At 71.2% G+C, this 24,836-nt stretch carries 23 protein-coding genes; 19 read left to right on the forward strand and 4 right to left on the reverse strand.

Translation table 11 applies throughout. The features are described 5' to 3' along the window. Positions 1-17: 17 nt before the first annotated feature. On the reverse strand, positions 18-1,394 hold the full coding sequence (locus LCN96_RS09475) for a DUF4331 domain-containing protein (protein WP_397351865.1): 1,377 nt from the start codon (positions 1,392-1,394) through the stop codon (positions 18-20). Between the two features lie 211 nt (positions 1,395-1,605). Between LCN96_RS09475 and LCN96_RS09480 the strand changes: the two genes are divergently transcribed. The 9 genes from LCN96_RS09480 (at position 1,606) to LCN96_RS09520 (ending at position 11,860) form a co-directional block, all read left to right on the forward strand. Then, complete coding sequence (locus tag LCN96_RS09480) at positions 1,606-3,327, forward strand: ABC transporter ATP-binding protein (RefSeq protein ID WP_225272219.1); 1,722 nt, start codon at positions 1,606-1,608, stop codon at positions 3,325-3,327. Positions 3,328-3,384: 57 nt separating this feature from the next. Continuing rightward, entirely contained in the window at positions 3,385-3,846 is a 462-nt protein-coding gene (locus tag LCN96_RS09485; RefSeq protein WP_225272220.1) for a hypothetical protein, read from the forward strand. A gap of 60 nt (positions 3,847-3,906) precedes the next feature. After that, a complete protein-coding gene (gene hutU / locus LCN96_RS09490) occupies positions 3,907-5,556 on the forward strand; it encodes a urocanate hydratase (protein WP_225272221.1) in 1,650 nt (549 codons plus the stop codon). A 76-nt stretch (positions 5,557-5,632) separates the two neighbouring features. Next, positions 5,633-6,427 (forward strand): MurR/RpiR family transcriptional regulator, encoded by a 795-nt coding sequence (locus tag LCN96_RS09495; protein WP_225272222.1) that lies wholly within the window; start codon positions 5,633-5,635, stop codon positions 6,425-6,427. A gap of 32 nt (positions 6,428-6,459) precedes the next feature. Beyond that, positions 6,460-7,146 carry an SDR family oxidoreductase gene (locus LCN96_RS09500; protein ID WP_225272223.1) on the forward strand — a complete coding sequence of 229 codons (687 nt, stop codon included), beginning with the start codon at positions 6,460-6,462 and terminating at the stop codon, positions 7,144-7,146. Between the two features lie 32 nt (positions 7,147-7,178). Next, complete coding sequence (locus tag LCN96_RS09505) at positions 7,179-8,345, forward strand: allantoate amidohydrolase (protein ID WP_225272224.1); 1,167 nt, start codon at positions 7,179-7,181, stop codon at positions 8,343-8,345. Then, positions 8,336-9,661, forward strand: a complete 1,326-nt coding sequence (locus LCN96_RS09510) for a formimidoylglutamate deiminase (protein WP_225272225.1) — start codon at positions 8,336-8,338, stop codon at positions 9,659-9,661. The genes LCN96_RS09505 and LCN96_RS09510 overlap by 10 nt, the downstream gene beginning before the upstream one ends. Then, positions 9,658-10,812, forward strand: a complete 1,155-nt coding sequence (gene hutI / locus LCN96_RS09515; RefSeq protein ID WP_225272226.1) for an imidazolonepropionase — start codon at positions 9,658-9,660, stop codon at positions 10,810-10,812. The genes LCN96_RS09510 and hutI overlap by 4 nt, the downstream gene beginning before the upstream one ends. A gap of 106 nt (positions 10,813-10,918) precedes the next feature. After that, entirely contained in the window at positions 10,919-11,860 is a 942-nt protein-coding gene (locus LCN96_RS09520; protein ID WP_225272227.1) for a sigma-70 family RNA polymerase sigma factor, read from the forward strand. A gap of 87 nt (positions 11,861-11,947) precedes the next feature. Here the strand turns inward: LCN96_RS09520 and LCN96_RS09525 are convergent, their stop codons facing one another. Continuing rightward, a complete protein-coding gene (locus LCN96_RS09525; protein WP_225272228.1) occupies positions 11,948-12,517 on the reverse strand; it encodes a TetR/AcrR family transcriptional regulator in 570 nt (189 codons plus the stop codon). A 79-nt stretch (positions 12,518-12,596) separates the two neighbouring features. Here LCN96_RS09525 and LCN96_RS09530 point away from each other — a divergent pair, with 79 nt between their 5' ends. Next, positions 12,597-13,400 carry an alpha/beta fold hydrolase gene (locus tag LCN96_RS09530; protein ID WP_225272229.1) on the forward strand — a complete coding sequence of 268 codons (804 nt, stop codon included), beginning with the start codon at positions 12,597-12,599 and terminating at the stop codon, positions 13,398-13,400. 34 nt (positions 13,401-13,434) lie between these two features. Next, positions 13,435-14,196, forward strand: coding sequence for an MOSC domain-containing protein (locus LCN96_RS09535; RefSeq protein ID WP_225272230.1), 762 nt, complete (start codon positions 13,435-13,437; stop codon positions 14,194-14,196). 6 nt (positions 14,197-14,202) lie between these two features. Here LCN96_RS09535 and LCN96_RS09540 read toward each other — a convergent pair whose 3' ends face one another. After that, positions 14,203-15,129 carry an ABC transporter substrate-binding protein gene (locus tag LCN96_RS09540; RefSeq protein ID WP_225272231.1) on the reverse strand — a complete coding sequence of 309 codons (927 nt, stop codon included), beginning with the start codon at positions 15,127-15,129 and terminating at the stop codon, positions 14,203-14,205. A 209-nt stretch (positions 15,130-15,338) separates the two neighbouring features. Here LCN96_RS09540 and LCN96_RS09545 point away from each other — a divergent pair, with 209 nt between their 5' ends. From LCN96_RS09545 to LCN96_RS09575, 7 genes are all read left to right on the forward strand, one after another. After that, positions 15,339-16,688 (forward strand): ammonium transporter, encoded by a 1,350-nt coding sequence (locus LCN96_RS09545; protein ID WP_225272232.1) that lies wholly within the window; start codon positions 15,339-15,341, stop codon positions 16,686-16,688. Next, positions 16,685-17,023: a P-II family nitrogen regulator gene (locus LCN96_RS09550; RefSeq protein WP_080042393.1), complete on the forward strand. Its 339-nt coding sequence runs from the start codon at positions 16,685-16,687 to the stop codon at positions 17,021-17,023. The genes LCN96_RS09545 and LCN96_RS09550 overlap by 4 nt, the downstream gene beginning before the upstream one ends. Before the next feature lie 115 nt (positions 17,024-17,138). Next, positions 17,139-19,364 (forward strand): [protein-PII] uridylyltransferase, encoded by a 2,226-nt coding sequence (locus LCN96_RS09555; protein ID WP_225272233.1) that lies wholly within the window; start codon positions 17,139-17,141, stop codon positions 19,362-19,364. A 177-nt stretch (positions 19,365-19,541) separates the two neighbouring features. Beyond that, positions 19,542-22,568: a sensor histidine kinase gene (locus LCN96_RS09560; RefSeq protein ID WP_225272234.1), complete on the forward strand. Its 3,027-nt coding sequence runs from the start codon at positions 19,542-19,544 to the stop codon at positions 22,566-22,568. Positions 22,569-22,589: 21 nt separating this feature from the next. Next, positions 22,590-23,012 carry a roadblock/LC7 domain-containing protein gene (locus tag LCN96_RS09565; protein ID WP_043616017.1) on the forward strand — a complete coding sequence of 141 codons (423 nt, stop codon included), beginning with the start codon at positions 22,590-22,592 and terminating at the stop codon, positions 23,010-23,012. A gap of 26 nt (positions 23,013-23,038) precedes the next feature. Continuing rightward, complete coding sequence (locus LCN96_RS09570; RefSeq protein WP_225272235.1) at positions 23,039-23,401, forward strand: DUF742 domain-containing protein; 363 nt, start codon at positions 23,039-23,041, stop codon at positions 23,399-23,401. Positions 23,402-23,408: 7 nt separating this feature from the next. Beyond that, on the forward strand, positions 23,409-23,960 hold the full coding sequence (locus LCN96_RS09575) for a GTP-binding protein (protein ID WP_225275947.1): 552 nt from the start codon (positions 23,409-23,411) through the stop codon (positions 23,958-23,960). Here the strand turns inward: LCN96_RS09575 and LCN96_RS09580 are convergent. After that, positions 23,957-24,547, reverse strand: coding sequence for a hemerythrin domain-containing protein (locus LCN96_RS09580; RefSeq protein WP_263657461.1), 591 nt, complete (start codon positions 24,545-24,547; stop codon positions 23,957-23,959). The two genes, LCN96_RS09575 and LCN96_RS09580, sit on opposite strands and share 4 nt — an antisense overlap. Here LCN96_RS09580 and LCN96_RS09590 point away from each other — a divergent pair. Next, entirely contained in the window at positions 24,537-24,818 is a 282-nt protein-coding gene (locus tag LCN96_RS09590; protein WP_263657462.1) for a MarR family winged helix-turn-helix transcriptional regulator, read from the forward strand. The two genes, LCN96_RS09580 and LCN96_RS09590, sit on opposite strands and share 11 nt — an antisense overlap. The last annotated feature ends 18 nt before the right edge of the window (positions 24,819-24,836 follow it).

Raw genomic sequence — 24,836 nt, forward strand, 5'->3', positions numbered from 1 at the left:
ACCGGCCGGTCAAGCGGTCATCGCTGGTTCACTGCCACGTTGCTCGGCAGCGGGATGTACGGGAACGTCTTGTCGAAGGGCTTGTCGTTGGCGTCCACCTTGTCCGTCAGGCCGGGGATGAGCTTGCCGCTCTGCGCGGCGCCGGCCACGGCCTGCAGCTCGATGTCCACGACGTCGTCGGCGAGCCGGCGGCCGTTCGGGAAGCCCTGCAGGTCGCCGCCGAGGACGCCGAGCCTGTTCGGGTCCTTGGTGACGGGGATCGACATGTTCAGCCGCAGCTGCTCGGAGCCGCGCTGCTTGCCGGCGTCCTTGTTCAGCGACTGGGCGTTGAGGTCGGCCTTGATGGGGCCGTTGTTCTTGGCGATGCCGGTCAGGAAGATCTGGACCAGGTCGTTGCGCGGCGTCGCGGGCGCCTTGATGCCGTAGATGGACTCCAGCAGCCTGGCGACCTCGGGGTTGGTCACCCGGTCGACCAGCGCCTTGACGTCCGCGTCCTTGGACGGGTCGAGCGCGTTGTAGGCGTCCTTCATGCCGGCGGCGGCCACCAGCTCGTTCACCAGCGGGTTGCACAGGCGGGAGACCTGCACGAACGAGCTGCCGTTGAACTTGTCGGTGGTGGAGCAGACGCCGATCACCGGGTTGCGCTTGGGGTCGCCCTTGAGCGCCAGGTCGGCCTGGGGCACCTGGATGGCCACGGTGTTGACGTTGTAGCCCTTGAGGGTGTCCTGGCCGACGAGGGACAGGTCACCGCCGTAGAGCAGGTCGAACACGCGCAGGTCCAGGAAGAAGGCCTCGTCGGCCTGCCCGGAGTAGGTCTTGCCCCCGCCGGGAAGGCTCTTGATCGCCTGGTTGCGCAGGTTCGCGTAGTTGGGCATGGAGGCGGCGCCGACGTTGCTGGGGGCGACGATGCCGTCGCTGACCAGGGTCTTGGAGCCGCCCGGAGTGATCCGCTTGAGCGTGTAGCGCTGGCGGAAGAGCAGGTTCTCGTCGTCCAGCGAGGTGACCGGGCCGTTGTTGTAGAGGAAGGTGGTGTTGCCACGCTTGTCCTCGTTGCGGAACGTCCACTCGTAGACGATGTCGGACTTGCCGTCACCGTTGTTGTCGATCTTTATGTTGTGCCGCGACTTGGTGGCGAACGGGTAGAAGTTCGGGCCGCCGTTGGGCTCCTCGAACGGGATCCAGTTCGAGATCAAGGTCACGGTGTCGGGCTTGTCAGGACTGACGAACGCGTACACGTCAGTGTTGTCGTGCTGCGGGTCGTTCGAGATCGCTGGGGCCTCGCGGTGTGAGGAAGCGGTGCCGGAGTCAGTGCGGAGCACGGCCATCGACGACGCGGCGACCGCTACGGCGAGACCAAGTCCGACTAGAGCACGCCGGTTGATCCGGAGCTCCATGTTCGGTCCTTTCGGAAGGGCTGATCGTGACGTTCGAGGTTCCGGCCGGATTCCTCGACGCCCTATTCGTCCGTGGGCCGCCGCCGGATGTCGGTCTCCTCCTTGAGAATGAGGGTCAACCAAGGTTGACATACTTAGGTCGTCAATTTAAGTTGACGCTGTATCGGGGGTGCCGATCGCGGCACACCGTTCGTTGTCGGGGAGTTGAGCGATGAAAGGAGACGCGGTGGTCAAGGAGTTGCTCGCCTACGTCCGCCCGCACCGGAAGGTCCTGCTGCTGGGCGGGTTACTGAGCCTGATCGGCTCCGCGGCGGGCCTGTCGATGCCGTTGCTGGCCAAGTACGTGGTGGACGCCTTCGGCCAGGGCGGGTCGATGGCCGGGCCGCTGCTCTGGCTGACCGTGGCGGTGCTCGTCGGCGCGGTCGTCTCGGCCGGGGGAAGCTATCTGATGGAGCGCACGGGCGAGGGCATCGTGCTCGGCGCCAGGCGCAGGCTCGTGGACCGGATGTTGCGGCTCAAGGTGGCCGACGTGGACCGGCTCAAGCCCGGCGACCTGCTGTCGCGGGTGACCGGTGACACGACGTTGCTGCGCGCCGTGCTCACCAACGGCATCGTGGAGTCGGTCAGCGCGGCGTTCATGCTGGTCGGCGCGATCGTCATGATGGCCGCGATGGACGGTGTGCTGCTGCTGGTGACGCTGCTGATCGTGGTGGTGATCGGCGGGATGGTCGCGCTCATCATGCCGAGGATCCAGCGGGCGCAGTCGCACGCCCAGGAGGCCGTGGGCGAGATGGGGGCCGTGCTGGACCGGGCGCTGCAGGCGTACCGGACGGTCAAGGCCAGCGGCGCGGAGGAGCGGGAGATCGGCGAGGTCGGCCAGGCCGCCACGCGCGCCCGCGACCGCGGGCTGCAGGTCGCCGGCTGGACGTCGCTCGCGGGGGTGGCGACGTGGATGGCGGTGCAGATCTCGTTCCTGGCCGTGCTGGCGGTGGGCGGCGCGCGGGTCGCCTCGGGCACGCTGGACGTGTCGTCGCTGATCGCGTTCCTGCTCTACCTGTTCTACCTGGTGCCGCCGATCGGGCAGCTCGTCCAGGGCGGGGTGCAGCTCCAGCAGGGGCTGGCGGCGATGGCGCGGATCAAGGAGATCGAGGACCTGCCCGCCGAGCCGGTGAGCGTCGCCGCGCCGGAGGACGGCCGGCCGGTCGGGGTGCGCTTCGAGGACGTGGTCTTCCGCTACGGCGACGACCGCCCCGTCGTGCACGACGGCGTGAGCTTCGAGGTGCCGCCGGGCGGCCTGACCGCGCTGGTCGGGCCCTCGGGAGCGGGCAAGTCCACGGTGTTCGCGCTGCTGGAGCGCTTCTACGACCACCAGGCGGGCACGATCCTCGTCGGCGGCAGGGACATCCGCGACTGGCCGCTGGGCGAGCTGCGGGGCGCGCTCGGCTACGTCGAGCAGGACGCCCCCGTGCTGGCGGGCACGCTGCGGGAGAACCTGCTCTTCGCCGCCAGGCACGCCACGGAGGACGAGCTGCGCCGCGCGATCGTCCGCACGAGGCTCGACGACCTGGTGGACAGGCTCCCCGAGGGGCTGGAGACACCGGTCGGGCACCGCGGCGTGCTGCTGTCGGGCGGCGAGCGGCAGCGCGTGGCGATCGCCAGGGCGCTGCTGCGCAAGCCCAGGCTGCTGCTGCTCGACGAGGCCACCTCGCAGCTCGACGCGGTCAACGAGCTGCGCCTGCGCGAGGTGATCGCCGAGGTCGCCCGGGAGACCACGGTGCTGGTGATCGCGCACCGGCTGTCCACGGTGACGGGCGCCGACCGGATCGTGGTCATGGAGGCGGGCGGCGTGCGGGCCGTGGGCACGCACGACGAGCTGGTGGGCGCGGACGAGCTCTACAGGGAGCTGGCGGCCACCCAGTTCCTGGTGGGTTAACGATCTTGTCGGTTTACGGACATCCATAATTAGGAGTTGAGGGCTACGGTCGGGCGAATGATCTCTGTGAAGCTCGCCAAGATCGGTCTGGCCGCCCTCGCGCTGGTGGGGGGCGGCGTCGCTCCCCTCGCCGTCGGCGCCACCCCGGCCGAGGCCGCGTCCTGCGGCGGCAGGCTGGTCGACAGCATCGCCGTGAAGAAGGGCGGCAAGACCTACGGCACGCTCAAGCTCTACTACAGCTCCGCCACGGGCAAGAACTGCGCCCGCCTCGACCGCGTGGTCAACTACGGGACGAAGAAGGGGATGATCCTCTCCCTGTACGCCTGCGGCAAGGGCTGGTCGGTGAGCAGGTGCCACCGCGACTTCTACAAGGTCGGCCAGGACAGCGGCCAGTTCGGCCAGTACGCGGGCCCGGTCACCGTCCCCGGCAGGGGCCGCTGCGTCCAGGTCCAGGCGGGCGTCCAGGCCAAGGACAACTCGTGGGCCAACTACAACAGCCCGGTCTTCCACTGCGGCTGACGGCGGCATTCCGGGTTAGTCTCTTCGTGAATGGGTTCATTCACGAAGGGACCACCACCCATGAGCAGGACAGTCCGCGCCCCGCGAGGCACCACGATCACCGCGAAGGGCTGGCCGCAGGAGGCCGCGCTGCGCATGCTCCAGAACAACCTGGACCCCGAGGTGGCCGAGCATCCCGAGCAGCTCGTCGTCTACGGCGGCTCGGGCCGGGCGGCGCGTGACTGGGCGTCGTTCGACGCGCTGGTCAGGACGCTGACCACGCTGGAGGGCGACGAGACGCTGCTGGTGCAGTCGGGGCGCCCCGTGGGCGTGTTCCGCACCCATGAGTGGGCGCCCCGGGTGCTCATCGCCAACTCCAACCTGGTGCCCGACTGGGCGAACTGGGAGGAGTTCCGGCGGCTGGAGGCGGCCGGGTTGACCATGTACGGGCAGATGACCGCCGGCTCGTGGATCTACATCGGCACCCAGGGCATCCTCCAGGGCACCTACGAGACGTTCGCCGCCGTCGCCGCCAAGCGCTTCGGCGGCACGCTGGCCGGCACGATCACGCTCACCGCCGGGCTCGGCGGCATGGGCGGCGCCCAGCCCCTGGCCATCACCATGAACGGCGGCGTGGCCATCTGCGTCGACTGCGACCCGCGCTCGGTGACCCGCCGCATCGAGCACCGCTACCTCGACGTCGAGGCGGCCTCCCTGGACGAGGCGCTGCGGCTGGCGTACGAGGCCCGCGACGCCCGCAGGCCGCTGTCGATCGGCGTCGTCGGCAACGCCGCCGAGGCCCTGCCCGACCTGCTGGCCCGCGGCGCCGAGATCGACATCGTCACCGACCAGACCTCGGCCCACGACCCGCTGATGTACCTGCCGCTCGGCGTGGCCTTCGAGGACATGGCCACCGAGCGCGACAAGGACCCGGCCGGCTTCACCGAGCGGGCCCGCGCCTCGATGGCCACGCACGTCGAGGCCATGGTGGGCTTCAAGGACGCCGGGGCCGAGGTGTTCGACTACGGCAACTCCATCAGGGGCGAGGCCAAGCTGGCCGGCTACGCGCGGGCCTTCGACTTCCCCGGCTTCGTGCCCGCCTACATCAGGCCGCTGTTCTGCGCGGGCAAGGGCCCGTTCCGCTGGGCCGCGCTGAGCGGCGACCCGGCCGACATCGCCGCCACCGACCGGGCCATCCTGGAGCTGTTCCCCGAGAACGAGGCGCTGGCCAGGTGGATCACCAAGGCCGGCGAGAAGGTGCACTTCCAGGGACTGCCGGCACGCATCTGCTGGCTCGGCTACGGCGAGCGCGACGTCGCAGGCGAGCGGTTCAACGACATGGTGGCCTCCGGCGAGCTGCGGGCGCCGATCGTGATCGGCCGCGACCACCTCGACAGCGGCTCCGTCGCCTCCCCCTACCGCGAGACGGAGTCGATGGCCGACGGCTCCGACGCGATCGCCGACTGGCCGCTGCTCAACGCCATGCTCAACACCGCCTCCGGCGCCGCCTGGGTGTCCATCCACCACGGCGGCGGGGTCGGCATCGGCCGCTCCATCCACGCCGGTCAGGTGACGGTGGCCGACGGCACCGCGCTGGCGCGCGAGAAGCTCAACCGCGTGCTCACCAACGACCCGGGCACCGGCGTGATGCGGCACGTGGACGCGGGCTACGAGGAGGCCGCACAGGTCGCCGCCGACCGAGGAGTACGTATTCCCATGCGGACGTCGTGACTCTTATACGGGATGAGAATGCCGGGTCTGCGGCGTTGGAGGTGGCGTGGCGGACGGATATCACGGTGGGCTTGACGTGCTCCTGGATGGCCGGAGGCTGTCGCCCGTACAACGGAGGATCGCGCACTATCTCAGCGAGCACCTGGACGAGGCCATCTTCCTGTCCAGCGTGGAGCTGGCCGAGCGGGCGGGGGTCAGCCAGCCCTCCGTGACCAGGTTCGCCATGGTGCTGGGTTTCGCCGGCTACCCCGAGCTGCGGCAGGCGTTGCGGCCGCTGGTGCTCGGGGGCGGCGTGGAGGCGCCGCAGGAGAGCCTGCTGCGCGGCGCCATCGACTGCGAGATCCGCAACCTGGCGCTGGTCAGGGAGCGGCTGGCGGCGTTCCCGCTCAAGGAGCTGGGCGAGCAGCTCGCCGCCACCGAGCCGCTGCCCGTGCTCGGGCTGCGCGTCTCGTGCGGGCTGGCCACCACGTTCGCCTACTACGCCCGCCGCATCCACCCCGACGTGCGGCTGCTCACCCACGGCGGCTCCGAGCTGATCGACGGGCTGCACGCGGCCCGCCGGGCCGGCGCGGAGTGGGTGGTGGCCGTGGTGCTGCCGCGCTATCCGGCGGAGGTGCTGCAGGGGCTGGAGTACGCGGAGAAGCTCGGGCTCAGGGTGGCCGCCATCACCGACAAGGCGGACTTCCCCGCCGAGATCGTGCTGGACGCGCCCGTGGGGGACCGGCTCGTGTTCGACTCGCACGCGGCGCCGCTGGCGCTGGCCATGGCCCTGGTGGAGGCCATGGCCGACGCGGCGCCGCTGCGCACCCAGGCCAGGCTCGACGAGTACGAGCGGATGACCGAGGAGACCGGCACGTTCCTGCCCGGGTGATCCCCGCGATCACGGCCCCTAAGCTTCGTCCTATGACTGATCGACCGAAGGCGCTGGTCACCGGCGCCTCCAAGGGTGTCGGCGCGGCCGTCGCCAGAGCCCTGGCCCCGACCCACGACGTGCTCCTCGGCGGCAGGGACGAAACCTCGCTGGCGGCGCTGGCCGCCGAGCTGCCCGGCTCCCGGCCCTGGCCGGTGGAGCTGACCCGGGTCACGGCGGCCGACGTCGAGGGCATCGAGCGGCTCGACGTCCTCGTGCACAGCGCCGGGGTGAGCGTGCTGGGCCGCATCGCCGACCAGCCCGCCGAGGTGTGGCGGCGGACCATGGAGGTCAACGTCGTCGCGGTCGCCGAGCTGACCCGGCTGCTGCTGCCCGCGCTGCGTGCCGCCGCCGGCCACGTGGTGTGCGTCAACTCGGGCTCGGGGCAGCGGGCCAACCCCGACTGGGCGTCGTACGCGGCCAGCAAGTTCGCCCTCAAGGCGTTCGCCGACGCGCTGCGGCTGGAGGAGCCCGCGCTGCGGGTCACCACCGTCTACCCGGGCCGCACGGCCACCGACATGCAGCGCCAGGTGCGCGCCTTCGAAGGAGGCGAGTTCGAGCCGGAGAAGTACCTCCGGCCGGAGACCGTCGCCAGGGCGGTGCTGGCCGTCGTCACGGCCGGGCCCGACGCGCACCTCACCGAGCTGACCCTGCGGCCCAGAGGAGGGCCGGTGAACTGAGGTGAATGGATCCATTCACTAGAGTTGGCTCCATGCTTGAGCCACTCGCGCACCTGGGACGAGATCCGAAGACCGGCGGTTACCTCCGCGACGCGTGGTCGAAAGCCGATCTGGAGCTGCGGGAGTGGTTCCGGGGCGAGGCCGCGCGGCGCGGCCTCGCCCTGCGCGAGGACCGCAACGGCAACCTCTGGGCCTGGTGGGGCGACCCGTCGCCGGAGCGGCCCGGCGTCGTCACCGGCAGCCACCTCGACTCCGTACGGCAGGGCGGCGCGTACGACGGCCCGCTCGGCGTGGTGTCGGCCTTCGCCGCCCTCGACCTGCTCCGCCGGCGGGGCGTGACGCCGTCCGTGCCCGTGGGCGTTGCCTGCTTCAGCGACGAGGAGGGCGCCAGGTTCGGCGTGCCGTGCGTGGGCTCGCGGCTGCTCACCGGGGTGCTGCCGCCGGAGCGGGCGCTCGCGCTCACCGACGACGACGGCGACACCCTGGCCGACGTGCTGAAGCGGGCCGGGCGCGAGCCGCACCTGCTCGGCCGCGACGACGAGACGCTGGCCGCCGTCGGCACGTTCGTCGAGCTGCACGTCGAGCAGGGCCGCGGGCTCGTCACCGAGGGCCGTCCCGTGGGCGTGGCCGAGGCGATCTGGCCGCACGGGCGGTGGCGCTTCGACTTCCGCGGGCGGGCCGACCACGCGGGCACCACCAGGCTGGCCGACCGTGACGACCCGATGCTGCCGCTGGCCCGCATGGTGCTGGCCGCCCGCGAGTCCGCCGGGCGGCGCGGGGTGGTGGCCACGGTGGGCAAGCTGCGCGTCTCGCCCGGCAACGCCAACGCCATCCCCGGCCTGGTCTCGGCCTGGCTCGACGCGCGCGGCGCGGACGAGCGCGAGGTGCGGGCCCTGGTGGCCGAGCTGTCCCAGGACGCGGAGGTGCGCGAGGAGTCGTGGACCCCGGTCGTCACCTTCGACCCGGCGCTGCGGGACCGGATCGCGCGGGCCGCCGGGGGCGACACGCCCGCGCCGATCCTGCCCACGGGCGCCGGGCACGACGCCGGAATCCTCGCCGCGGCGGGCGTCCCGAGCGCGATGTTGTTCGTCAGAAACCCCACGGGCGTGTCCCATTCCCCCGGCGAGCACGCCGAGCGGGCAGACTGCGAGGCGGGAGTCGTGGCACTCGCGGACGTGCTGGAGGAGCTGTGTCGCTGACCTACTGGTGCGAGCGGGCCTGGCTGCCCGACGGGGTCGCCGACGACGTGCTCGTCGAGATCGACGGCGCCAGGATCACCCGCATCGACCAGGGCCCGCCTGGATCGGCCGAACGCCTGCCGGGGCTGACGATCCCCGGCCTGGCCAACGCCCACTCCCACGCCTTCCACCGGGCGTTGCGCGGCGCCACCCAGCGCGGCGCGGGCGACTTCTGGACCTGGCGCGAGCACATGTACGAGGTGGCCGCCCGCCTCGACCCGCACTCCTACCAGCGCCTGGCCACGGCGGTCTACGCCGAGATGGCGCTGGCGGGCATCACGTGCGTGGGCGAGTTCCACTACCTGCACCACGACCAGGGCGGGCGGCCGTACCGCGACGACCCGAACGCGATGGGCCACGCCCTCATCCGCGCGGCCCGCGCCGCCGGCCTGCGCATCGCGCTGCTCGACACCTGCTACCTCTCGGGCGGCATCGGCGTGCCCCTGTCCGAGGTGCAGCTCCGCTTCAGCGACGGCGACTCCGAGCGCTGGGCGGCCAGGGCCGGGCTGCTGGCGGCGGCCTACGAGGGGCAGCCCGACGTGGAGATCGGCGCGGCCATCCACTCCGTACGCGCGGTGCCTCCCGACCAGATGCCGGTCGTGGCCGACTTCTCCCACCGGCACGCGGCGCCGCTGCACATGCACGTCTCCGAGCAGCGGGCGGAGAACACGGCCTGCGTGGAGAGGTACGCGGCCACCCCCGTGCAGGTGCTGCACGAACGCGGGGCGCTCGGCCCGCGCTCGACCGCCGTGCACGCCACCCACCTGACCGACGTGGACATCGAGCTGCTCGGCCAGTCGGGCACCTACATCTGCATGTGCCCCACCACCGAACGCGACCTCGCCGACGGCATCGGCCCCGCCAGGGCGGCGGCCGACCGGGGCGCGCAGCTCACGCTGGGCTCCGACAGCCACGCCATGATCGACCTGTTCGAGGAGGCCAGGGCCATGGAGCTGAACGAGCGGCTGGCCAGCAGGAGGCGCGGCCACTGGCCCGCCGCCGACCTGCTCGCCGCCGCCGCGGGCACGGGCCACACCTCGCTCGGCTTCCCCGACGCCGGCCTGCTCGTGCCCGGCGCGTGGGCCGACCTGGTGTCGGTGCGGCTGGATTCCGTACGTACGGCGGGCACGTCGGGGCTGGAGGCCGTGGTGTTCGCGGCGACGGCGGCCGACGTGCACTCCGTGGTGTCCGGCGGGCGGCGGGTGGTCGCGCAGGGCAGGCACGTGCTGGGCGACGTCGCCGCCCTGCTGACCGAAGCGATCGAGGAGCTGCGATGACCACGACCACCACCACGCTGATCGACCGGATCGGGCTGCTCTACACCGGCGACCCGGAGCGCGAGGAGCTCGCCGACGCCGCGCTCGTCATCGAGGACGGCCTGATCGCCTGGGCAGGCCCGGCCGCCGAGGCGCCCGCCGCCGACGAGCGCGTGGACGCGGCGGGCCGGGCGGTGATCCCCGGCTTCGTGGACAGCCACGCCCACCTGATCTTCGCCGGTGACCGGACGGCCGAGTTCCAGGCCCGCATGTCCGGAGAGCCGTACACCGGGGGCGGCATCAGGACCACGGTCGCCGCCACCCGCGAGGCCGGCGAGGCCGAGCTGGCCACGCACGCCTTCTCCCTGGTACGCGAGATGCGCGCGCAGGGCACCACCACCGTCGAGATCAAGAGCGGCTACGGCCTGTCGATCGAGCACGAGCGGCGCTCGCTGGAGATCGCCACCACGCTCACCGACGAGACCACCTTCCTGGGCGCGCACGTGGTGCCGGCGGACATGGACACCGACGCCTACGTCCGGCTCGTGGCGGGGGAGATGCTGGAGGCGTGCGCCCCGTACGCCAAGTGGGTGGACGTGTTCTGCGAGCGGGGCGCGTTCGACGGCGACCAGACGCGGGAGATCCTGTCCGCCGGGCAGAAGGCGGGGCTCGGGGTGCGCGTGCACGCCAACCAGCTCTCCGAGGGCCCCGGCGTGCGCATCGCGTGCGAGCTGGGCGCCGCCTCCGCCGACCACTGCACCCACCTGAGCGCCGCCGACGTGGACGCGCTCGCCTCGTCGGGGACGGTGGCCACGCTGCTGCCCGGAGCCGAGTTCTCCACGCGGTCGCCGTATCCCGACGCGCGGCGGCTGCTCGACGCAGGGGTGACCGTGGCGCTGGCCACCGACTGCAACCCCGGCTCGTCGTTCACCTCGTCGATGGCGTTCTGCGTGGCGCTGGCCGTGCGCGAGATGCGGATGACGCCGCTGGAGGCGATCAGGGCGGCCACGTACGGCGGGGCGCGCGCGCTGCGCCGTACGGACGTAGGCTGGTTGCGGCGCGGCACTCGCGCGGACCTCGTCATCCTCGATGCCCCCTCCTATGTCCATCTGGCTTACCGGCCCGGCGTTCCCCTCGTTCACCAGGTATTTCACGGCGGTCTCCTCCTTTAGGAGGACATCCAGAACCATCCCGCAGGCGTAGTTGTTGAGGGAATCTTTGCTTCTGGCCGGACGTTGGCCGGGTATAGAACGCAGCTGCGGAACGAGGTGCCTGGGGATGGCAAGGCCTACGGGGAGTCGCACGCAGGAGCAGCACGTCGCTGATCGCGATCTGCTGGGGACATACCTGGCCGAGATCGGCCGGGTCCCGCTGCTCACGGCGGAGGAGGAGGTGGAGCTCGCCAAGCGGATCGAGGCGGGTCTCTTCGCGGAGCAGCTGCTCGACAGCGGAGGCTCGGAGCCGCGGATCGGGGACGCGGCCGACGAGGAGCTGGAGCGCCTGGCCATCTCGGGCCAGCGGGCGAAGGAGGAGTTCATCCAGGCCAACCTGCGCCTCGTGGTGGCGGTGGCCAGGAAGTACTCAGGGCGCGGGATGCCGCTGATCGACCTGGTCCAGGAAGGGAACCTGGGCCTGGTGCGCGCGGTGGAGAAGTTCGACTACCGCCGGGGATACAAGTTCTCCACCTACGCGACGTGGTGGATCAGGCAGTCGGTGGGGCGGGCCATCCACGAGCAGGCCCGGCCGGTGCGCCTGCCGACGCACGCCGGGGAGCAGATGACCCGGCTGATGCGGGTGCGGCGCGACCTGCTGGCGGAGTTCGACGCCGAGCCCACCGACGACGATCTCGCCGAGATCCTCGACCTGCCGATCGAGCGGGTGCGGGAGCTGCGGCGCTGGGCGTCCGACCCGGTCTCGCTCCAGCTCGGGGTGGGCGACGAGGACGAGACGGAGCTCGGCGACATGATCGCCGATGAGACGTGGGCCGATCCCGAGCAGCAGGCGATCGACATCCTGGAGCGGGAGCGGCTCGACCAGTGGCTCACCGGGCTCGAAGGCGTCACCAGCGAGATGCTGCGGTGGCGGTACGGTTTGGTGGACGGGCGCGAGCACACGCTGACGGAGGTGGGCGAGCGCTACGGCATCGGCCGTGACCGGGCCCGCCGGATCGAGCGTGACGCGCTGGCGCGGCTGCGCAAGATGGCCACCGCGGCTGCCTGAGCTTTTCCGACGGGCTGTCGCCGACGCACCTGGGGAGGTGGCGCGTCGGCGGCGGCCCGTCGTTCGTTCCAGCGCATGGTGCTCGCGTCAGTCGGTGCGTAGGAGGCGGCGCAGGAACTCCTCGACGGCCGCCTCCGCCGTGGCGTGATCGCCGCCCCTGGCCACCAGCAGCGCGCTCTCGTTGATCGCCGCCAGCAGCATGTGCGCGTGCAGGTCGAGGAACTCCTCCCGCACCGCCTTCGTGGCCGCCAGCGCCGACTTCAGCATGCCGAACGAGTAGCGCTCCTCCAGCGCCCGCCACCGCTCCCAGCCCAGCACCGCCGGCGCGTCGATGAGCACGATGCGCTGCACGACCGGGTCGCCGGCGAGCCGGATCCAGGTGCGGATGCCGATGCGCAGGGCCGCCTCCGGGCTGCCCGCGCCGCGGACCGCCTCCACGATCTTGGCGCCCACGGCGGCCTCCGTGCCTTCCAGCACGGCCTCGAACAGGGCGTCCTTGCCGGCGTAGTGGTGGTAGAGCGCCCCCCTGCTCAGCCCCGACTCCTGCAGCACCGTCTCGATCGAGGTGTCGTCGTATCCGCGTTCGGCGAACAGCCGCGTGGCGATGGTCAGGACCCTGTCGCGGGTGGCCGCGCCGCGTTCCGCCTTGAGGTTCATGGACTCCACTGTAGACAAACCGACTATCGGTCGGTAATTTCATAGACCGACAGTCGGTCTGTGAAAAGGCGGATCAACCATGGACGGCATCACCTACGTGGACGAGGGGCAGGGGCGGGTGGCCCTGTTCGTGCACGGCGTCGGCACCGGCTCCCACCTGTGGCGCGACGTCATCGGCGAGCTGCGCGGCGAGCGCCGCTGCGTGGCCATCGATCTCCCGCTGCACGGCGGCAGCGAGCCGCGCGCCGACCTGTCGATCCCGGCGCTGGCCGAGGCCGTGGAGGAGCTGTGCGAGCACCTCGGCCTCACCGGGATCGACCTCGTCGGCAACGACACCGGTGGCGCGGTGTGCCAGATCTTCGCCGTGCGGCACCGCGAGCGCCTGCGTACGCTCACCCTCACCAACTGCGACGTGCACACCAACACCCCGCCGGAGGCGTTCAGGCCCACCGTCGAGCTGGCCGCCAAGGGCGAGCTGGCCGGGCTGGCCGCGCTGCTGCTCGACCAGCCCGAGCTGCTGGTGCAGACGGCCTTCGGCGAGGGGTACGAGCGCATCGACGACCCGAAGGCGGTGGTGGAGGCCTACCTCAGGCCGATCCTGAGCAAGCCGGGCGGCGGGCGGGCGTTCGAGCGGCTGCTGGCCGCCATCGACGCCGAGGACCTGGTCGCCATCGAGCCGCGGCTCACCGTGCTGACCGTGCCGACGCTGCTGGTGTGGGGCACGGCCGACCCGTTCTTCGACCTGAGCTGGGCGCGCTGGCTGCGCGAAACGATCCCGGGCGTCAGGGAGATCGTGGAGATCGAGGGCGGGCGGCTGTTCTTCCCCGAGGAGCGGGCCGCCGAGCTGGTGCCTCACCTGCGGCGGTTCTGGGCGCAGACGTGAGATCGTTTCCCGGCTCCGGCATAGGATCGGCGGCATGCTGGTCGAGACGTTGCGTCGTTATCCGGTCAAATCCATGCTGGGGGAAGAGGTCGCCGAGAGCCGCGTCACTGAGCGCGGGCTCGACGGGGATCGGGTGCGGGCCGTGCTCGACGTCGCCACCGGCAAGATCGCCAGCGCCAAGAACCCCCGGCTCTGGCGCGGGCTGCTGACCGTCGAGGGCTCGCGGGTGCCGGGCGACGCGGAGCTGTCGGAGCTGCTCGGGCGCGAGGTCCGGCTGATCGACGTGCCGCCGGAGGGCGCCGAGCTGGAGCGGTCGGTGCCGGAGCAGGTGCTGGCCGAGGGCATCGAGGCCGAGGTGCCGCACACCATCACCACGATCGGCAGGGGCTCGCCCGCGGGCACGTTCTTCGACTTCGCGCCGATCCATCTGATCACGACGTCCACCGTCGAGCGGATCGGCGAGCTGAGCCCGCGCGGGCACGTCGAGGCGGTGCGTTACCGGCCGAACGTGGTGATCGCGACCGAGGCGGCCGGCTTCGTGGAGAACGACTGGGTGGGGCGGGAGCTGCACCTCGGCGAGGACGTGGTGCTGCACGTCATCGTGGCCAGCCCGCGCTGCGCGATCCCGACGCTGGCGCACGGGGCGCTGGAGCGCGACACCGAGGCGTTGCGGACGGTGTCCCGGCACAACCGGGTCCCGGTCTTCGACCTGGAGCCGCAGGCCTGCGCGGGGGTGTACGCGCGGGTCCTGCGGCCCGGGGTCGTCAGGAAGGGCGACCTGGTGCGGCTCGCCTGAGCAGCCTCAGGCGAGCGGCGTCAGGTGCTTGTCCAGGTCGTCGAGGATCTTGCCTGCCGCCGTGACGCCGATCCCGGTCATCCAGATCTCGTCGTCCACGTTGAAGGCGTGCTCCGCCTTGACCGCCTTGAGGTTCTTCCACAGCGGCCCCGCCGTCACCTCGGCCTGCGACTTGGCCGCCGCCTCGCCGTAGGCCGTGTAGAAGATCGCGTCGGCGTCGCCCTTCGCGATGTTCTCCTGGCTGATCTTGCCGAAGCGCTTGTCCTCCTGATCGGCGAGCTGCTGCGCCTCCGGCCGCGGGATGCCCGCGTCGCCCAGGACGATGCCGCTGAACGACTCGGGGCCGTACAGGCGGATTTCGGTCGGCATGAAACGCACGATGCCCACCTGCAGCTTCGAGAACTTGGCGCCCACCTCCTCGGCCCGCGTCTCGTACGCCGACAGGAGCTGCTGGGCCTGGTCCTTCTTGCCCAGCGCCTCGGCGTCGAGCAGGAAGTTCTCCTTCCAGGTGATGCCCACCTTCTCGGTGAACACGGTCGGGGCGATCTTGGCGAGCTTGTCGTAGAACGCCGCCTGCCGGAACTTGGAGCCCAGGATCAGGTCGGGCTTGAGGGCCATGATGGCCTCGAGGTTGAGCTGCTGGAGCGTGCCGACCGGCTTGGTGTCCGCCAGGGCCGAGCCCAGGTACTCCGGCCAGGTCTGGTTCTCCTGCGCCTGCGCGGCGCCCACGGGGGAGAGGCCGAGGGAGACCATGGTGTCGAGCTTGTCCGTGTCGAGCACGACGACGCGCTTGGGGGTCATGGGCACCTTGGTCTCGCCCATGGCGTGCTTGACGGTCCTCGTGGGACCGGCTTCCTGGGCGGTGGTCGAGGTGCCGCACGCGGTAAGCGCTAACACCGGGAGCATGGCGGCGATGGCCAGGCGGAGACGCATGAGCATTCCTTGATCGCTTAAGTAAGGCAACCCTAAGTATCGCATGTCCGGTTTGGCGAAGCCGAAAACGGCCCTGTGAGAAGCCCGAAACGAACGTGAAACACCAGTGCGGCGAGATTCACGAATGTGAAACACGCCTGGTCGAGCCACGAAACCCCAGGCGAACACGCTGTGGCCACACGTCACATGTAAGAAGGAGGGTCGCTTCGATGATCGACAGCGGCACTACCGCCTGGATGCTGGTATGCACCGCCCTGGTGCTGCTGATGACTCCAGGCCTCGCGTTCTTCTACGGGGGCATGACCCGGGCCAAGAGCGTTCTCAACATGATGATGATGTCGTTCGTCGCCATCATCGTCGTGACGGTCGCCTGGGTCCTGTACGGGTACTCCCTCGCCTTCGACACGGCCGGTGAAGGCGGCGGTGTCAACCAGATCATCGGAGGACTCGACTACGTCGGTCTGAGCGGGGTCTTCAACGCCGTCTACGAAGGCTTGATCGTCGAAGGCGGAAACGTGACGGCCGAGGCCGCCGCCGCCGACAACTTCCCGCTGATGGTGTTCTCCGCCTTCCAGCTCACCTTCGCCATCATCACCGTCGCGCTGATCAGCGGCGCCATCGCCGACCGGGCCAAGTTCGGCGCGTGGGTGCTGTTCTCCCTCGTCTGGGCCACGGTGGTCTACTTCCCCGTCGCCCACTGGGTCTGGGGCGGCGGCTGGCTGACGCAGCTCGGCATCGAGGACTTCGCCGGCGGTACGGTCGTGCACATCAACGCCGGTGCCGCGGCCCTCGCGCTCGCGCTCGTCCTGGGCAAGCGCACGGGCTGGCGCAAGGAGCCCATGCGGCCGCACAACCTGACCCTGGTGCTGCTCGGCACCGGTCTGCTGTGGTTCGGCTGGTTCGGCTTCAACGCCGGCTCCGAGCTGGCCCCCGACCAGACCGCGGGTCTGGCGTTCATGAACACCCAGGTCGCCACGGCCGTCGCCGCCGGTGCCTGGCTCGTGGTGGAGAAGCTGCGCGACGGTCACGCGACCACGCTCGGCGTCGCCTCCGGCGCGGTGGCCGGTCTGGTCGCCATCACGCCGGCCTGTGGTTTCGTGGACCCGTGGGCGGCCGTGGTCATCGGCCTGCTCGCCGGTGTGGGCTGCGCCTACGCCGTGGGCCTGAAGTACAAGCTGGGCTTCGACGACTCCCTCGACGTGGTCGGCGTGCACCTGGTCGGCGGTGTCATCGGCGCGGTCGCGCTGGGCTTCGTCGCGGCCTACCCGTTCCTGCCCGGCCAGAACAAGGGCATCCTGATCGAGGGCGGGCAGATCAGCCAGCTCGGCCTCCAGGTGCTCGGCCCGGTCGCCGTCGGCGGCTACTCCTTCGTGATGTCCTGGATCATCGGTAAGATCATCGACAAGACCATGGGCTTCCGCATCCCGCAGGAGGCCGAGGTCACCGGCGTCGACGTCTCGACGCACGCCGAGACCGGCTACGACCTCGGCACGGTCTACGCCTCCGGTCACACCGCCAACGGTCCCACCGCACCCGCTCCCAAGAAGGTGGACGCATGAGGCTCATCACGGCGATCATCAAGCCCTTCAAGCTCGATGACGTGAAGGCCGCACTCGAGCAGTTCGGCATCAAGGGCATGACGGTCAGCGAGGCGAGCGGCTACGGCCGCCAGCGCGGCCACACCGAGGTCTACCGCGGCGCCGAGTACCAGGTGGACCTGGTGCCGAAGGTCCGGCTGGAGGTCCTCGCCGACGAGGATGACGCCGAGGACGTGATCGACGTCATCGTCAAGGCGGCGCACACCGGCAAGATCGGTGACGGCAAGGTCTGGTCGGTGCCGGTCGACACCGTCATCCGGGTGCGTACGGGAGAACGGGGTCCGGAAGCCCTGTGATGCGGCGAAGCTCGGACAACGGCGTCCCGGCAGAGCACGACAGGGCTCTTCACACGGATCCGTGGCGAAGCCAGGACAACGGGGTCCTGGCGGAGCTCGGCAAGGGGGCACGACAGTGAGGGGAGAGGCCCGTTCGTACGCCGCGGCCCGCAAGGAGCGGACCACGGACACCGATCGCTGGCTCAAGGATCTCTTCCGCACGGCGAGCGACGGCGACCACGTCTCACTGGTCGCCGTCGGGAGCCTCGGCAGGGGGGAGCTGGCGCCCGGCAGCGACCTCGACCTGGTGCTGCTGCACAACGGCCGGGCGGACGTGGCCAGGATCGCCGACCGGATCTGGTATCCGATCTGGGACTCGGCGGCCAACCTCGACCATTCCGTACGCACGGTGGAAGAGGCGGTCTCCGTCGCCCGGCAGGACCTCAAGGCCGTGCTCGGCCTCATCCAGGCCAGGCACGTGGCCGGCGACCCCGACCTGACCAGGAAGGCCAGGGAGGCGGTGCTGGCCGAATGGCGCGCCGACTCCCGGCGCAGGCTCGGCGAGCTGCGTGAGGCGGCCGACAAGCGGGCCCAGAACAGCGGTGAGCTGGCGTTCCTGCTGGAGCCCGATCTCAAGGACGGCCGCGGCGGGCTCCGCGACGTTCAGGCCATGCAGGCGGTGGCTGCCGCCTGGGTCGCCTCGGCGCCGGGCCCGCGGGCGCGGGAGGCGTACGAGTTCATCCTCGACGTGCGGCACGCGCTGCACATCGTCACCGCCCGCGGCACCGACCGGCTGGTCCTGCAGGAGCAGGACGCGGTGGCCGGGCTGCTCGGCCTCCTGGACGCCGAGGCGCTGATGCGCAGGCTGGCCGAGGCCGGCCGGACCATCTCCCACGCCTTCGACGCCACCTGGCGCACCGTTGACAGGCTCCTGTCAGGGCCCGCCCCGCGGGGCCGCCGCCCGCTGGCCGACGGCGTGGTCGAGCACGGCGGCGAGGTGGTGCTGGCCCGGGGCGTCAACCCGCGCAAGGACCCCGTCCTGGTGCTGCGCGCCGCCGCCGCGGCGGCCGACTCCGGGCTGCCGCTCGCGCCCGCGACGGTCTCCGTCCTCGCAGCTCAGTCGCCGCCGATGCCGGTGCCGTGGCCGGAGGAGGCGCGCGACGCGCTGGTGTCGATCCTCGGCGCGGGGCGCGCCGCCGTGCCCGTGTGGGAGGAGCTCGACCAGGCGGGCATCCTTGTCAAACTGCTCCCTGACTGGGAGCGCGTACGGCACCGCCCGCAACGCAACCCCATCCACCGGTTCACGGTCGACCGTCACCTGATCGAGGCCGCCGCGAACGCCGCCAGCCACACCCGCGAGGTCTCCCGTCCCGACCTCCTGCTCATCGGAGCTCTGCTGCACGACGTGGGCAAGGGCTGGCCCGGCGACCACTCGGCGACAGGCGAGGTCGTCGTACGCGACATCGCCACGCGCATCGGCCTGCCGCCGCAGGACGTCGAGACGCTGGCCACCGTCGTACGCCACCATCTGCTGCTCCCCGAGACCGCCACGCGCAGGGACCTCGACGACCCCGTCACGATCGAGAAGGTCGCCGCGACCGTCGGCTCGCGGGAGGTGCTCGACCTGCTGGCCGCGCTGGCGGTCGCCGACGGCAACGCGACCGGTCCGGCGGCCTGGAACAGCTGGAAGGCCGGCCTGGTCGCCGACCTGGTGCGCCGGGTCAGGTCCGTGCTGGCGGGCTCGCCGCCGCCCAAGCCGCCCACGCTCTCGGCCGAGCAGGCCGCGCTGGCCCGCCACGGCGGCGGGGCCGTGCGCGTCAACGGGGGAGCGGTCACGGTCGTCGCCCCCGACCGGGTGGGCCTGCTGTGGAGCGCGGCCGGCGTGCTGTCCGCGCACCGGCTCGTGGTGCGCTCCGCCTCCTCCGCCTCCGCGGGCTCCACGGCGGTGATCGAGTTCTCGGTCATCCCCGAGTACGGGTCCCCGCCGGACCCCGCGACGCTGGAGTCCGATCTGCGTCTGGTCCTTGCTGGACGTCTTGACATCGAACAACGTCTGGCCCGCCGTACCCGCTCCATCAGGCCACCTCGTGTACCCGTGGCTCCACCCAGGGTGACCTTGGTGGACGACGCCTCCGCGACCGCCACCGTGGTGGAAGTCAGGGCCCATGACAGGCCGGGACTTCTGTGGCGCATCGGACGGGCGTTCGGTGAGTGTGGTCTTGACGTGAGAGCCGCCCGAGTGGAGACTCTCGGCGCGGAGGCGGTGGACGTCTTCTATGTTGTGGACCGCGCGGGTCGCCCCCTCAGCGACGACGCGCAGAGGGCGCAAGTCCGCGATCACGTCCTTGCCGCACTGCGATAACCAACAACACACAACTACCGGTCACGTTTGTAACGATTGTGTCCGATATGCCTGATAAGTCAGATGCTGCGGATACCTTGTGGACGGCTTATGACCCGTTGCGGGCGGGACGATTGAGGGGTAGCGGGAGCGGTGACTACGGGGAATTCGGGCGGTGGCCCACTAGGCGGCCCAGCCGTGCGGCAGGACCGCGGCAAGCGGTCGCTGTCGCGGCTCGGCCTGCGGAACTGGCGCGTGAGATGGCGGCTGACCGCCCTCATCCTGGTGCCCACCATCGCCGCCGTCGTGCTCGGGGGAACACGAGTGGTGGAGTCGGTGCAGAGCATCGACGTCTACGACCGCACCGCCACCGCGGCGGAGCAGGCCGGTCACATCCGCGACCTCGTGCAGGCCATCGGCCTGGAGCGTGACACCGGAGGCTGGATCGGCGCCAACCGCGCGATGCGCAAGGAGCTCGCCGCGGACTACACGCAGCGCAAGGCCGCCGTCGACTCCCTGGTCAAGACCGTGCGGGCCGACCTCGCCACCATGGACGACTCCTACGGCCCGCGCGTGGTCAGGGCCGCCGGCCAGGCGAAGTACGACCTGAGCCGCCTGTCGAAGATCAGGACCGAGGGTCAGACCGAGACCATCCGGTACGACTTCCTCACCGACACCCTGCTCGACCTGCACGACGAGCTGGCCCTGATGTCGGACGACTCCCAGATCGTCGGCCAGTTCCGCGCCCTCAGCGCGCTGGCCTCGGCCAAGGAGGAGATGTCCCGCCAGCGCGTCCAGCTCATCCAGAACTCCTACAACCCGAACAGGACGGACGCCAAGGACGTCGAGCAGTTCATCGCGTCCAACGCCGTCCAGCAGAGCGAGATCGCCTCCGTGGGCGCCGAGGCCGGCGTCGAGGTGGGCCTGCGGCTGTCCAAGGCGCTGACCTCCAAGCAGGAGTACGTCAACGTCCAGCTCACCAAGGCCCGCGCGATCGCGCTGGTCAGCAGCCGTGAGCCGGGCGCGCGCATCACCGAGAACCTCATCTCCGCCAGGGCCGAGCGCCTGGACTGGTTCAACCAGAACACAGCCGCCATCGACGTGCTGCACAACATCGAGAAGGACCTGGCCTCCCGCGTCAGCCTGCGCAGCCAGGAGCTGCGCTCCACCGAGACGCGCAGCGCGATCATCGCCGGCTCGCTCATCGTGGCGCTGCTGATCATCGTCCTGCTGCTCACCGTGGCCATCGCCCGCTCCATGGTCGGCCCGCTGCGCCGGCTGCGTACCGAGGCGCTGGAGGTCGCCGGCTTCCGGCTGCCCGACGTGGTGCGCCAGCTGCGCGTCAGCGGCGACACGACCGTGCGCGACGTGGCGCCGATCGAGGTCGAGGGCAACGACGAGATCGGTGAGGTGGCCAGGGCCTTCGACCAGGTGCACCGGCAGGCCGTCCGCCTGGCGGGCGAGGAGGCCGAGCTGCGCAGCAACATCAGCTCGATGTTCGTCAACCTCTCGCGCCGCACGCAGACGCTGGTCGAGCGGCAGATCTCGCTGATCGACGGCCTGGAGAAGGGCGAGCAGGACGGCGGCCGGCTGGCCGACCTGTTCAAGCTCGACCACCTGGCCACCCGCATGCGCCGCAACTCCGAGAACCTCCTGGTCCTGGCCGGCCACGAGGCCACCCGCCGGCGCAGCCAGCCGGCCAAGCTGGTGGACGTCGTGCGCGCCGCCCTGTCGGAGGTCGAGGGCTACGAGCGCGTCCAGGTCAAGGTGCACCGGGCCACGTCCGTGCTCGGCAGCTGCGCCAACGACCTGGTCCACCTGGTCGCCGAGCTGGTCGAGAACGCCATCCAGTTCTCCCCGAACAACTCGCAGGTCACGGTCACCAGCAGCCTCATCGAGGGCGGCGGCGCGCTGCTGTCGGTGAGCGACACCGGCATCAGCATGACCGAGGAGGAGCTGGCCGAGGCCAACCGCCGGCTGGCCGAGCCGCCCGTGGTCGACGTGTCGGTCTCCCGGCGCATGGGCCTGTTCGTGGTCGGCCGCCTGGCGCTGCGCCACGGCATCCGGGTGCAGCTGCGCAAGGGCGAGGGCGCGGGCCTGATCGCCATGGTGCTGCTGCCGCCCGCGCTGATCGCCGACGGGACGCAGCAGCCGCTGCCGCAGCGCCCGGCGTTCGGTGGCGGGACCGTGCCCAGCCAGCCCGCGCCGCCGCTCACGCCGCCCGCGCAGAACGGCTCCTTCCGGTCGTTCGCCAGCTTCGACTCCTTCGAGGCGGGGCCGGGCACGCAGGCGCCGCCGTACCAGAACGGCAGGCCGCGGCATGCGGGACCGCCTTCCGGTCCCTTCGACAGCGGGACGCCCGCCCAGGGCACCGGCCCGTTCAACAGCGGGGCGCCCGGCCGGCGTCCCGGCGCGTTCGACACCGGGACGCCCGCCCAGGGCACCGGCGCGTTCGACAGCGGGGCCTACAACAGCCTGCCCGGCAGGCAGGGGCCGAGGACGTACGACAGCACGCCGGGCCTGCCCAGGCCGGGCGCGGGGTCGTTCAACTCAGACCCCGGCAGGGCGGGCATCAGCGGCTTCACCGCCGACACCGACGGCGGCTCCTACCGCAGGCAGCCGCCCTCGCACGACACCGGGTCCTACCCCTCGTTCCCCAGCGCGCCTGCTCATCCGTCTGGTAATGGCGCGTTCCAGACGCCGCCCCCGTCGTTCCAGACGCCGCCCCCGTCGTTCCCGACGAACGACGTGCGGCAGCCGGATCCGGCGCCGTCCGTGGAGGTCTCGCCGCTGGAGCAGGAGCAGGAGGAGTTCCTGCCGATCTTCGCCTCGGTGGAGTCGGCCTGGTTCCGCAGGCCACAGGGCGAGGCCGCGCCCCAGCCGGCGGGAGCGGGCGAGCCCGGTGGCGAGCCCAGCTCCGCGCAAGCCGTACCCTCTGGGGAGGAAGCGTGGCGAACGGCCGCGGATGCCGGATGGCAGGCGGCGGCCAGAGCCAGCGAGCCCAGCCTCGGCGGCATCACTGCCGCCGGGCTCCCCAAGCGGACCCCGAAGGCCAACCTGGTGCCCGGCACGGCGAGCAAGCCCGCGCCGGCCCAGCAGCCGCAGCGGCAGGCGCCGATGCCCCCGGTCTCAGCGGACCGGATGCGCAGCAGGATGGCCAGCTACCAGCAGGGTGTCCGCCGGGGCCGCCAGGAAGTACGTGGACAGGAGGAACGAAGTGAGTAAGCGTCCCGCCGGGGAGGATGCGTGACAACCCTTAGCCATGAGGCGCACAGGTTCGACTGGCTGATCACCGACTTCGTGCGGAACACGCCCGGGGTCGCGCACGCCGTCGTGGTGTCGGCGGACGGGCTCTGCCTGGCCGCTTCGGAGGGCTTCCCTCCGGACCGGGCCGACCAGCTCGCCGCGGTCTCCGCCGGCCTGCTGAGCCTGACCGTGGGTGCGTCCAGGGTGTTCGAGGGCGGTGCGGTGACGCAGACCGTCGTCGAGATGCAGCGCGGCCTGCTGCTCGTCATGGCGATCAGCGACGGCTCGGTGCTGACGGTCTTGGCGGGTCCTGATTGTGACATGGGGCTGGTGGCGTATCAGATGACGTTGCTGGTAGACAGAGCTGGGCAGGCGCTCACGCCGGCTCTGCGCGCGGAGCTGCAGGCCGCCAGGACCCGGTGATGTGATGGAACTGATGGGAGAGGGCCGTGTACGGCGCTGACGGGGCCGGGGACGAAGAGCCCCTGTTCCGTCCTTACGCGGTGACAGGCGGCAGGTCGGAGCCGCGCTATCACCTCGCGATGGAGACGTTGATCTCGTCGATGTCGATCCCGGACGACGAGATGGCCATGCTCACCCCCGAGCAGGAGGCCATCATGCAGCTGTGCAGGTCGTTCCGGTCGGTCGCCGAGATCTCGGCCCTGCTCCGCGTCCCGCTGGGCGTGGCGAGGGTGCTCGTGGCGGACATGTCCGATGAGGGGCTCGTCCGCCTGCACCAGCCACGCCTCAGCCAGGGACAGCCAGACCTCAACATGCTCGAAAGGGTGCTCAGTGGACTACGCAGGCTCTAGCGCCGGGCTGACGTCGACGAAGATCGTCGTCGCCGGAGGCTTCGGCGTCGGGAAGACGACGTTCGTGGGGGCGGTGTCCGAGATCCTCCCGCTCACCACGGAAGCGGTCATGACCGACGCGTCCGCGGGCATCGACGACCTCGGTCTGACGCCGAACAAGCAGACCACGACCGTGGCGATGGACTTCGGCAGGCTGTCGCTCGACCGCGACCTGATCCTGTACCTGTTCGGCACGCCCGGTCAGCACCGCTTCTGGTTCATGTGGGACGACCTGGTGCGGGGCGCGATCGGCGCGGTGGTGCTGCTCGACACGCGCCGCCTGGCCGACAGCTTCCCGGCCATCGACTACTTCGAAGAGGCCAAGCTGCCGTTCGTCATCGGGGTGAACGGCTGGGACGGGCAGTTCCCGCACTCCGACGACGAGGTCAGGGAGGCGCTCGCGCTGTCGCCGGGGGTGCCGATCGTGCGCACGGACGCCCGTAACCGCGAGTCGGTCAAGTCGACGCTGATCTCGCTGGTCGAGCACGTCGTACGCCTGCGCGCCACCGCCGTCCACTAGCTCGCCCAGGGCACCTCCTCCAAGGAGTCGAGCACCGGCACGAGCTGCTCCTCCTCGTAGGCGAAGTGGGCCTCCAGCTCCGCGGCGATCCGCTCCAGCGTCGCCGCGTCGGGGGCCGCGCGTACCTCCTCGACCAGCCGGGCGATCACGGCGTGCTCCTTGCGCAGCCGGTCCAGCGGCTCTTTCAGCTCGGGGAACAGCCGCTCCAGGTGCGGGAACGCCACGCGGTCCTCGCCCGTGTGGTGGAAGGTGAGCGCCTCGCAGAAGGCCGCGCAGTGCGCCCACAAGTCCTCGCCGCCGGTGGTAGCGCCGGCATCGGAGGCGCCGACGGCGGAGGCGCCGGCTCGCAGTCTGGCCAGCTCGCCCCTGAGGTAGGTGTGGATCCTGACCAGCTCCTGCCCGACCGCCCGCAGCCGCTCGCGTTCCGGGTAGAGCGCGACGACGGGGATGACGCGGGAGGTGCCGGCCTGGTAGGCGGCGAAGGCCGGGTCGAGGGCGGCCTGGCGGGCGGTGCGGCAGCTGTCGCTGGCGCCCCGGCACCTGTCGCTGCTGGCGTACCTGCTGTTCGACGGCTCGATGACGGTCAACGAGCTGGCCGCCCGGCTGGAGGTGGCGCCGGCGACGGTCAGCCTCATGGTGGGGGAGCTGAGCAGGAAGGGCGTGCTGGACCGGCGCGAGGACGACGCCGACCGGCGCCGCACCATCGTCAGCATCGCCGACCGGCACCAGGGCGCGATCAACGAGTGGCTCGGCCACGGCGCCCAGGCGTGGCGGCAGGCCCTGGAGCCGCTCACGCCCGAGCAGCGCCGCCTGTTCGTCGACACGCTGCTCGCCTACGAGAAGGCTCTGTCGGGTTAGCGGTCCAGGTGCGGATGG

The organism is Nonomuraea gerenzanensis, assembly GCF_020215645.1.
Taxonomy (GTDB): Bacteria; Actinomycetota; Actinomycetes; order Streptosporangiales; family Streptosporangiaceae; genus Nonomuraea; species Nonomuraea gerenzanensis.